The following is a 601-nucleotide window of genomic DNA, read 5'->3' on the forward strand; positions in this document are numbered from 1 at the left end:
ACGGTACGACCACCTTCGCGGATGGCGAAGCGCAGGCCTTCTTCCATGGCGATGGGGTTGATCAGCTTCACAGTGATCGACACGTTGTCACCAGGCATGACCATTTCCTTGCCTTCTGGCAGTTCGATGGCACCGGTCACGTCAGTCGTACGGAAGTAGAACTGGGGACGGTAGTTGTTGAAGAAAGGAGTGTGGCGACCGCCTTCGTCCTTGGACAACACGTAGATTTCGCCGGTGAAGTGGGTGTGGGGCTTGATCGAAGCGGGCTTGCACAGCACTTGGCCGCGTTGCACGTCTTCGCGCTTGGTGCCGCGCAACAGGATACCGACGTTGTCACCCGCTTGGCCTTGGTCCAGCAGCTTGCGGAACATTTCCACGCCTGTGCAGGTGGTCTTCTGGGTGTCAGCAATACCGACGATTTCGATTTCTTCGCCGACCTTGATGATGCCGCGCTCAACACGACCTGTCACCACGGTACCGCGGCCAGAGATGGAGAACACGTCTTCCACGGGCATCAGGAATGCACCGTCCACTGCGCGCTCGGGCAGGGGGATGTAGCTGTCCAGTGCGTCGGCCAACTTCATGATGGCGCCTTCGCCCA

The 601-nt window shown here is 59.2% G+C and carries 1 protein-coding gene; it reads right to left on the reverse strand.

Annotated features, from left to right (window positions below; translation table 11 throughout):
- The coding region (locus AC07OE_RS20330; protein WP_495072377.1) for an EF-Tu C-terminal domain-related protein at nt 1-601 on the reverse strand (601 nt) is incomplete at both ends.

It is taken from the genome of Rhodoferax sp. GW821-FHT09E07 (assembly GCF_059416145.1).